Genomic DNA, 8,674 nt, shown 5'->3' with positions numbered 1-8,674 from the left:
GGCTTACTTAGCTAATCTAGAGAGTCGTCTTCTCTAGTGAATTTTACCACGCTAGGATAGAAGGTGATGAACCATGCTAAACGCAGTTCCAATTCTGGTTTTAGGGATGTTTGTGGTCTTGATTGGAGATTTGCCAGGGCATTGAGGCACATTTCCCAAGCTTCTTGGGGTCGAATTAAGTCTACGATGGAATGGAAGTTGCTATCTTCTCGCAGTGCGGGAGCAAGTTTATTATAGTTACTACTTGGTTTGAGCCTGGATAGGAGTTCTGCGGTTTCCATTGCCAACCAGTGATAACCGGAGACCAGCGATCGCCGATATAGTGGTTCTAGTAAATTAGGTAAGCGTTTTTTAGCACTTTCTGCATCCATCCAATAAAGGCATAGTGAACAAAACAATGTTTGTAAGCTATTTTCTTCTTCCACGGAAGAAATATGACCACTGACTACAAATTGTTTTTGGGTAATATCGCCAAGCTGAACTTGCAATACCATGTTCAGTCTGCCATAAGTGAACCTGAGCCAATGATCCCCTTGACGGGACATCAAACTGGTATACTCTTCTGCTTCTTTGAGACGTTGCACTGAACCATCTTTTAAAAGTGCGAGGATGAAAAATAAGCCCCCAATTGTATTGAAATATATTTGGCGTTTGCCTGTAGCCTTCTTGATCGCTTTCAAGGCATCTTTATAATATTTGATGGCTTGTTCATTTTCACCCCGCAGAAAACTTAACCAACCCCAAAAGATCGCAGCGTTATTTTGATATTCATTTGATACACGCTCCAGACTTTCTTGTGCTTCTTGGGTACAACCCTGTAACAACAGTTGTTCTATCAAAATCAGATGTAGATAATCTGAGCAATGTTTTTCACTGTTACTGTTAGAGCATTCTTCTAGCAGCGTCAACGCATCTTCCGAAGCAGATAATTTTAAGGCTGAATTGAAGAGGATACTTGATATACCACTTTCATATAATCCAAGTGGTAGGGTCTTAAACCAATCTGCATCAAATGGATTATTGTATATCTGCTCAAAGATATTTTCTATTACTATTTTCTCTTCGCTATCACTGTACTTCTGGTAATCTTCAATTTGCTGATTAATAAAACTAAGGTCTTGACGATAAATACCAATGCGGATTTCTCTGATACACTGGCGTAAATTGTAGAATATCCGAGAATCTCTGTTCCAGTGAGTACGTATTGGTAGCTTCTCCTCTACTGCTGTGACGAGGATTTCAAACTGTCCTGTTTGTACAGCATGGCGAGTAGCTACTTCTGTGAGTAACGGATGACATTCAGCACCTTGTCTGCTCTCCTGTACTAACAAGCCTGCTTTTAACAATTTATCAATCTGGGGACTAAGGGTTTTAGTACCCCAAGGTTTATTCTTTTCATCTAAAGCACCAGTTTTGCTAAGACAACTTACGAAGGAATTTTTGTCTATCGGTGCATAAATTAGCGAAAATAACTGAATAATTTTTTGTAAGGAAGGATGTAACTCGAAGTATATATGAGCGAGTTTTGTTTGCAATTTCGTGGTATCATTAGCCAAATTAATCATACTATTAATTCAGTTCTTTAAATAATTTCATTAATTTACGTTTACGTCCATGAGCCGCTTCTAATTTTGAGAGATAAGCAGACTATTCAGCTTTTTGCCCTAGTTGAATATAACCAGCTTTGATTTTTTTTAGCCAATTAACCGCAGCGTCATAACGGTCAGCTTTTCCTTGTTCCATAATTGGTTCTGCCCGTCTGCTTTGCGTTATCAATTACCCAATCTGCACGATGGGAAACTGCTGCATCCATGACTCGATGAACCAGTTTGGAATCATAGTAAGTATCTCTCTCTACTGTTTTAATTGCATCATCAATTAATCCTTCATGGAGGAAAATATCGACTTGCGCTTCTCCTATTCCCCAATCTGGCTGATTTTGCAGTGTTTGCAGTAAATCCTGTTTGAGCGTCAACCAAGTTTCTCCTGCATAGTCTTGAATCTTACCATAGTCTCGAAACGCAAGAAGCTCAAGGATGGAAGGGGTTACGCCTGAAGTTGCGGCGTGATGCTGGAGTTTGAAGACGCTTGCTCTCAAAAGTTTGCTCAACTGGTGACAGATGCGCCGCATTGGACTGAATGGATGGCTTGATTTACACCCAAGCTTGGTATTAGACCAATAAACTATTGCTTGCCAAGTGTGTCTGCCACTTCAAGATGTTGAATGGCAGTTTCATAAGTAGCAAGTGCTTGTTGATAAGTTGCGAATGCTTCTGTATACTGCTTGTTGGTTAAGTATAGTTCGGCTAATCTTTCAATCATCATTCCGTGATAACTAATATCAATTGCATCACTGTGCTATCGAGAAAAGGCACTATCATAGCCGATCGCTTGCTTTAAAGCCTTAATAGCCTCTGTATAATGCTGTTGAGATAACTGTAGCTCGGACAGCTTTTCGAGAGCGAAACCCTTGCGCTTAAGAGTTTTGAGGTCATTAGGAGCAAACTTGAGTGCAGTATCATAGGTAGCGATCGCCCCATACCATATCTGGATGATCGCCCCTATTTTCATGAGGCCCTTGTTGCCGTTTTATAATGAAAGGATGCAAAAGCTTACCATCACCCGACCTGACGATTGGCATCTGCATCTCCGCGACGGTGCAGCACTGAAAGCGGTTCTGCCCTACACGGTGCGTCAGTTTGCCCGCGCGATCATCATGCCGAACTTGAAGCCCCCTATCCGCTCGGTGGCAGATGCGGCAGCCTATCGCGATCGCATCCTCGCCGCCATTCCAGAGGGACAACAGTTTGAGCCATTGATGACTCTCTACCTCACCGACAACACCAGCCCCTACGACATTCTGCGGGCGAAAGAATCCCAGTTTATCAAAGCGCTCAAGTACTACCCAGCCGGTGCAACGACCAACTCAGACTCCGGTGTGACGGATATTCGGAAGGGTGATCGCGTCTTTGAAGCGATGCAGCAGGTGGACATGCCGTTATTACTGCACGGGGAAGTGACCGATAACGATGTTGATACGTTCGATCGCGAGAAGGTGTTTATCGAGCGACATTTAATCCCCTTCAAGCAGCGATTTCCCAACCTGCGGGTGGTGCTTGAGCATATCACCACCTCCGATGCGGTGCAGTATGTCCTGTCTGCCAACACCATCGCGGCAACAATTACGCCACAACATTTGTTGTTTAACCGTAATGCCCTGTTCAAAGGCGGCCTTCGCCCCCATTTTTATTGCCTGCCCATTTTGAAACGGGAGGAGCATCGTCAGGCTTTGTTGCAAGCGGCAACATCGGGGAATCCGAAGTTTTTTCTAGGTACCGATAGCGCTCCCCATACCCGCACCAGCAAAGAAAGTTCCTGTGGCTGCGCGGGATGCTTTTCGGCTCTGCACGCCCTTGAGTTGTATGCCGAAGCATTTGAAAGCGTGAAAGCCCTGGATAAACTGGAGGCATTCGCTAGCTTCTATGGCCCAGATTTTTATCAACTGCCGCGTAATACCGAGCGAATTACCTTGTCCAAAACGACTTGGCGCGTTCCTGATGAAGTTCCATTTATGGAATCTGGGCTTGTACCTTTGGGGGCGGGGCAGGAAATGACATGGCAAATGGTATGACATTTGCATTGTGCATCAGCCGTTGTGGAATCCTGTCGGTTAGCTTAGTCCAACGAGTAATTTGAATCCTGGCTCAAATTTGAGTCTGCGAATCTTCTATTTTAAGTGGTGATTGTAGATAAGACATAATATTTTAGCTAGCACTTACCTGTTGCAATAACTTTGAGTCCCAGGTATAAAGTCCGATTTCTTCAGGTACTCTTGAAAATCTTCCTGTGCGATGCCCTCGCGATAATTCGTTCAGGACTTTGGGCTTTACTTCTATGACATCTGATGGATCAAGTTCTCCATATAATTCTTCGATAATTTCCGTCACATTGAAAACTTTACCCGGATTTTGTGACAACAAAGAGGTCAGCGCATCAATCAAAAACTGCCCGGAAAATTCTCCTTGCATTGGTACACTATTAGTTTGTGCCTGTGGGTCAGGTTTTCTGTTTTTGCTCTTCTTAAAAGGACTAGTACGATTCGAGTTAAGCAATTTTAAATCTAGGGTAAAAGAACCTGGTTTACCAGGAACAAGCGACCATTTACCGCTTTCTCTGCCATAAGTTAATGTAGATTGAACTCTGCCCTTTACTAGTTTGAAAATATCTGGTTCTAAATCACCATAGAGCGATCGCACCACAAAATCTATGTGACATACAGTACCCTTGTGTTTTTGCAATACCTTTAGGATCGCTTCGGTGCGGTTGAGAGATTGATATTCCGGCAACATTGGAATTTCTGACCACAAGAGGGATTTCTCTAAAGTTTCTTGTTGTGTCTCTATCTCTTTTGATGTTGGCGCTGGTGGCTCGTCGGCTTCACCAGATGTCGAGGATGATTCATTTATTTCTAAATTATTTGTTTGTAAGGCTTCAGCCTGACTCGGCTCTACCAACTTCACTTCGGATTCAGTAATGTTATCGCTATTTACTGGTAACGAATTATCTTCGGGTATGTCTGTAACTACCTCATTTACTATTAAAGGCATCTCGATATTTTGAAATTCTGGGAATGGAGTTTCTAACTCTAAATCATTTGTTGGAGCAATCTCAGAATTGATAGGTTCTACCAAGTTGACTGACACTTCAGGAGTGCGTAGGCGCAGATCATCATAGGCATCGCTGTTAATCAACGATAAATTTTCTAAAGCAAGAAGGGCTGACTCACTAATGACTATCGGTGCTTTAATATATTGCTTTGCAGAAGACGAATTCTCTGTTAGAGGCAGTTGAGAACTAACAGGCTTTACCAAGTTGACTTTTGGCTCTGGCGTGAAATCGTTATCCTCGAGGGGCAAGTTTTCTAAACTAGAAGCAACTGGCTGATTAATCACCTCCAGGGTTGGCTTCTGACCGTTATCAGACCAGACAGACAACAATGCTTCTACGTGATTGAGATTTGCTAAAGCTTGTATGTATAACTTTTCGTACTTCTCCACAATCGGAGCATAATAGTCTCGTAATGACAACAGGGGAGCAAGAAAGGTTTCAGGAGGAGGCTGTAATTGTGATTGACTATCCATAAACTTTTAATTTCACCAAAACCGCTATCCCTTGTACCATCAGTACATTTTTTTGTTGATCCTGATGCAACTAGCTCGTCAAATCTGCCGCTAGCTAAATATGTACAACATCACGGTATCAATACATCGATAATAGCAATGAAATCGTTTTCATTGCTAAAAACACATCCAAGATGCTTTTAGAATAACTACTTAGAAGGCATCTTGTTTGCTCTAAAAGTGTTCTCAAATTATTTTGCCAAATTGACATCACTCTTGTAAGTCATAGCTCTGGGTTTTCTCTTCTTGAGAGGGACTACTGATTTCTTGGGTGCTTGTGGCGGACGGCATGTTTCACAGTAAAGCGGTCGCACACCAAAAGTTTCTCGTTGTGTGGGTTGTTCGCACTGCTTACACACAAAGTTAAAAACGCGAGTATGAATTTCCCGTTTGTGCGCTCTGACGGTGTACTCTCGGACTTCAATAGTTTTGCTGGGCATTGATTAGTTTTTTAAGTTGCTATTTATAAATATAGTTTCTTGTTTTTGACTAATAGTATAACCAGAGCATCATCTTCATGATTAAAACAAGGATAATTGCCTTGGGGAAATATTACCTTTACGTCTGCGATGATAGTAGAAGTGGAAATCATTCTAATTAAGATACTCCTTAATATCACTTTTTTGACGGCGAAGAATAGAGAGCGCTTTATGTTCAAGCTGGCGAATTCGTTCTCGACTTAAGTTAAGGCGATCGCCAACTTGAGTTAAGCTCAGTTGATGATCATTCTCTAGCCCAAAACGTAGAGTTAGTATTTCTCGTTGTATAGGGGGTAGGGATGCCAGCAGATTATTCAAATCAAGGCGCAACAGTTCCTTGGTGAGCCGTTCGTCTGAGGAAATGCTCTCATCAGGTAAGATATCCAATAGCTCGGTGTCTTGATTGTCTCCCACACGCAAATCCAGAGAAACTGGCTGCTTCGAGACACTGAGATATTCTCGAACCTGGTTAGGCTTTAAATTTAATTCTTCAGCAATTTCGGTGACAGTAGCATAGCGACCAAGCTTTTGAAAGCTTTCTCGCTGTACTTTTTTAATTTTATTAAGTCTTTCAGTTAGGTGAGTTGGCAATCGAATAGTACGAGATTTTTCTGCAATTGCACGTGTGATTTCCTGACGAATCCACCAATAAGCATAGGTTGATAGTTTGTAGCCTTTGTTAGGGTCGAACTTCTCTACCCCTTTTTGCAAACCTAGTGTACCTTCCTGAATTAAATCGAGGAATTCTAAATTGTGGTTCTGGTATTTCTTAGCAATAGAAACCACTAGCCGCAGGTTCGCTGTCACCATTTTCTGTTTAGCCTTTTGGCCTTGTTGAACGATTGACTCTACTTCAGCTTCGCTTTGCCCAAACGAGATAGCTAATTCTCTTGCCGTTGGTTGTCGGTTTAGTTGAAGTGCGAGGCTTGAGCGCTGTTCTTCAATCGCCATCATCTGCTGTACAAGCCTAGCATTTGTAATTTCTTGCTCAGGAGTTAGCAGAGGATAGCGTCCGATTTCTTTTAAGTAGGAACGAACTAAGTCGGTAGTTGGGCTGGGCATACTTTCAATTAATTGTGACGACTACTTTTATTTTTCGTTTGAATAGAATCTTTTATTTCCAGAATTAGCTAACCAATCAAATCTTAACCATAGACTTCACCCAATGTTTATTTTTGGGAAATATTTTTATAAATATAATACTTTAAATCTTCAAATAGGTAAATACTAAAACCTACTTTATTTTGCAACTAAGTTTTAAAGTAATAAAGAAATTTAGTTAGATTAAATCAAAGATACGCTACGCTAAATTTAGAGTGAAGTCCTCTCTTGAAGAGAGGATATGTTCAAATTCGCTTCACATTTGGACAAGGCTCGAAGACGCTTTGCGTAAATCAATTGAAAATTACAAATACTTAGTTGAGAAACAATCATGGATATGCAATCTCTACTCACTTTGACAATCGAAGTCATCTTTTGGGCATTCGTTACTCTCGTTATATTCCAGTTCATTAATGGACTATTTGTATCGGCTGCTTATGCTAGTAATGTGGTTTTGGTTAGCAATCTAAATATAGCTGCTTCTACAATCCCATTAGTATCACAAGTAATCACACCACAAGCGATGACTTTTGAAAAATTGCCAGATCCTTGGGCGTTAGATGATGAAGTTGTTTATCGCACAAGTAATGAAGCAGTTATTCTCTCATTCCCTACATTGAGATTACTGCCTCCAGTTAAAGAAATTTCACCACAACCAAAACGTACTACTCGTTCAAATAAAGCTAACAATACTGCCAACAAGTCACCGAAAACTAAAAAGGCTGATGTAAATTCTTCAGACAAGTGCAAGCCAGGCAGACCTCGTAAAGCTGGCTAATTCGCTTTTTAAGCCTCGGCTGATCACCTAAGAATAAATCTTGGAAGGTTCAAAAGTTCAAATGAGGCAATTACTTGCCTCATTTCTTAATAAGAGAAAGGCTTCGCCATAGCAATAGTGAAAAAATAATATTGTGAGTGATGCAATGGTACAGCAACTTTTCACTCAAGGTTCTTTATTCGATTTGCAAACAGTAATCGATTATGGGCAGTCAGTTATTAATGTTGCCCAAGAGCTTGCAAAAGTTTTAATAGATAATCGCCCTCTCTCTACAAAAACTGTTCAAGCTCAGATGAATCGCTATTTTCTAGGCAGTGCTGCGTCCGGTGCGTGGCAGTGGAAAGACGCTTACGAAGCAGTGGAAGTAGCGCAAATCTTATATCTGCGTCATCTGGGAATTAGGATTTTATCACAACAACCTCAAGTGGTTGTGCAACAATTAGAAGAATTAACAGCCCTCTGCCCAACCCAAACACGGCGTAGTGAAGAGTCAGTACAGCTTCAGCAATTCTCCACCCCTCTGCCGCTTGCTTATCTAGTAGCCAAAGCAGGATTTATAAAGGCTGATGATTTGATTTTGGAGCCAAGTGCCGGAACTGGTCTATTGGCACAAATGGCTAAATTGCACAGTGCAAGTCTGATGCTCAACGAGCTTGCACCCGATAGAACGAAGATTCTGCGTCGGTTGTTTCCAGGTACACCGCTATTCTCTGTAAACGCGGAACAAATTAACGACTATCTGGTTGGCAAGACTCAGCCCTCTGTTGTTTTGATGAATCCACCTTTCTGTGCATCTCCCAAAATCAACAGTCGCAACCCCGACGCAACTCCTCGCCACATCAACTCGGCATTGCAAAGACTGGCTGACGGTGGGCGGCTGGTAACAATCACAGCCAATTGGTTCTCTCCCAATAATCCTACTTGGCGAGAGACTTTTGTTAAGTGGCAGGATTTTGCACGAGTTTTAATGTCGGTCGGGGTTAACGGCAAGGTGTACTCAAAACATGGTACACAAATCGACACTCGGATTACAGTGATCGACAAAGTTCCGGCTGACTCCAGCGAAATCCCTTGTATTACTCAATACCTTTGCCAATTTACGAGGGTTCAACGCCTGTAGACACGTTATGAATACG

The 8,674-nt window shown here is 41.8% G+C and carries 10 protein-coding genes; 3 read left to right on the top strand and 7 right to left on the bottom strand.

Going from position 1 to position 8,674, the window contains the following annotated elements; genetic code table 11:
- Positions 1–11: 11 nt before the first annotated feature.
- The 4 genes from HWQ58_RS37475 to HWQ58_RS37460 form a co-directional block, all read right to left on the bottom strand.
- Positions 12–1,556: a hypothetical protein gene (locus HWQ58_RS37475; RefSeq protein ID WP_292873795.1), complete on the bottom strand. Its 1,545-nt coding sequence runs from the start codon at positions 1,554–1,556 to the stop codon at positions 12–14.
- Between the two features lie 167 nt (positions 1,557–1,723).
- The gene (locus HWQ58_RS37470) at positions 1,724–2,098 is read right to left on the bottom strand and encodes a hypothetical protein (protein ID WP_292873793.1); all 375 of its coding nucleotides are present in this window, start codon (positions 2,096–2,098) and stop codon (positions 1,724–1,726) included.
- Between the two features lie 86 nt (positions 2,099–2,184).
- Entirely contained in the window at positions 2,185–2,325 is a 141-nt protein-coding gene (locus HWQ58_RS37465) for a hypothetical protein (RefSeq protein ID WP_292873791.1), read from the bottom strand.
- Positions 2,326–2,358: 33 nt separating this feature from the next.
- Positions 2,359–2,571, bottom strand: a complete 213-nt coding sequence (locus tag HWQ58_RS37460) for a hypothetical protein (RefSeq protein WP_292873789.1) — start codon at positions 2,569–2,571, stop codon at positions 2,359–2,361.
- Positions 2,572–2,602: 31 nt separating this feature from the next.
- On the opposite strand from HWQ58_RS37460, the gene pyrC reads away from it, so the two are divergent.
- Positions 2,603–3,631, top strand: coding sequence for a dihydroorotase (pyrC, locus tag HWQ58_RS37455; RefSeq protein ID WP_292873787.1), 1,029 nt, complete (start codon positions 2,603–2,605; stop codon positions 3,629–3,631).
- A 133-nt stretch (positions 3,632–3,764) separates the two neighbouring features.
- Here pyrC and HWQ58_RS37450 read toward each other — a convergent pair whose 3' ends face one another.
- The 3 genes from HWQ58_RS37450 to HWQ58_RS37440 form a co-directional block, all read right to left on the bottom strand.
- Complete coding sequence (locus HWQ58_RS37450; RefSeq protein WP_292873785.1) at positions 3,765–5,141, bottom strand: hypothetical protein; 1,377 nt, start codon at positions 5,139–5,141, stop codon at positions 3,765–3,767.
- Positions 5,142–5,371: 230 nt separating this feature from the next.
- On the bottom strand, positions 5,372–5,620 hold the full coding sequence (locus HWQ58_RS37445) for a hypothetical protein (protein ID WP_292873783.1): 249 nt from the start codon (positions 5,618–5,620) through the stop codon (positions 5,372–5,374).
- A 153-nt stretch (positions 5,621–5,773) separates the two neighbouring features.
- Positions 5,774–6,721 carry an RpoD/SigA family RNA polymerase sigma factor gene (locus tag HWQ58_RS37440; RefSeq protein ID WP_292873781.1) on the bottom strand — a complete coding sequence of 316 codons (948 nt, stop codon included), beginning with the start codon at positions 6,719–6,721 and terminating at the stop codon, positions 5,774–5,776.
- A 370-nt stretch (positions 6,722–7,091) separates the two neighbouring features.
- Between HWQ58_RS37440 and HWQ58_RS37435 the strand changes: the two genes are divergently transcribed.
- Positions 7,092–7,538: a hypothetical protein gene (locus tag HWQ58_RS37435; protein WP_292873779.1), complete on the top strand. Its 447-nt coding sequence runs from the start codon at positions 7,092–7,094 to the stop codon at positions 7,536–7,538.
- Positions 7,539–7,683: 145 nt separating this feature from the next.
- On the top strand, positions 7,684–8,658 hold the full coding sequence (locus HWQ58_RS37430) for a hypothetical protein (protein WP_292873777.1): 975 nt from the start codon (positions 7,684–7,686) through the stop codon (positions 8,656–8,658).
- The last annotated feature ends 16 nt before the right edge of the window (positions 8,659–8,674 follow it).

The organism is Nostoc sp. LPT (assembly GCF_017115165.1).
Lineage (GTDB): Bacteria > Cyanobacteriota > Cyanobacteriia > Cyanobacteriales > Nostocaceae > Nostoc.
The sequence above is the reverse complement of the archived record's forward strand: the minus strand, read 5'-3'. Positions and strand labels throughout refer to the sequence as shown.

What these genes read in the sequence shown, in the direction of transcription:
- HWQ58_RS37435 (WP_292873779.1), top strand. Translation starts at nt 7,092, where the DNA reads ATGGATATGCAATCTCTACTCACTTTGACAATCGAAGTCATCTTTTGG.
- pyrC (WP_292873787.1), top strand. Translation starts at nt 2,603, where the DNA reads ATGCAAAAGCTTACCATCACCCGACCTGACGATTGGCATCTGCATCTC.
- HWQ58_RS37465 (WP_292873791.1), bottom strand. Translation starts at nt 2,325, where the DNA reads ATGATGATTGAAAGATTAGCCGAACTATACTTAACCAACAAGCAGTAT.
- HWQ58_RS37460 (WP_292873789.1), bottom strand. Translation starts at nt 2,571, where the DNA reads ATGAAAATAGGGGCGATCATCCAGATATGGTATGGGGCGATCGCTACC.
- HWQ58_RS37440 (WP_292873781.1), bottom strand. Translation starts at nt 6,721, where the DNA reads ATGCCCAGCCCAACTACCGACTTAGTTCGTTCCTACTTAAAAGAAATC.
- HWQ58_RS37445 (WP_292873783.1), bottom strand. Translation starts at nt 5,620, where the DNA reads ATGCCCAGCAAAACTATTGAAGTCCGAGAGTACACCGTCAGAGCGCAC.
- HWQ58_RS37450 (WP_292873785.1), bottom strand. Translation starts at nt 5,141, where the DNA reads ATGGATAGTCAATCACAATTACAGCCTCCTCCTGAAACCTTTCTTGCT.
- HWQ58_RS37430 (WP_292873777.1), top strand. Translation starts at nt 7,684, where the DNA reads ATGGTACAGCAACTTTTCACTCAAGGTTCTTTATTCGATTTGCAAACA.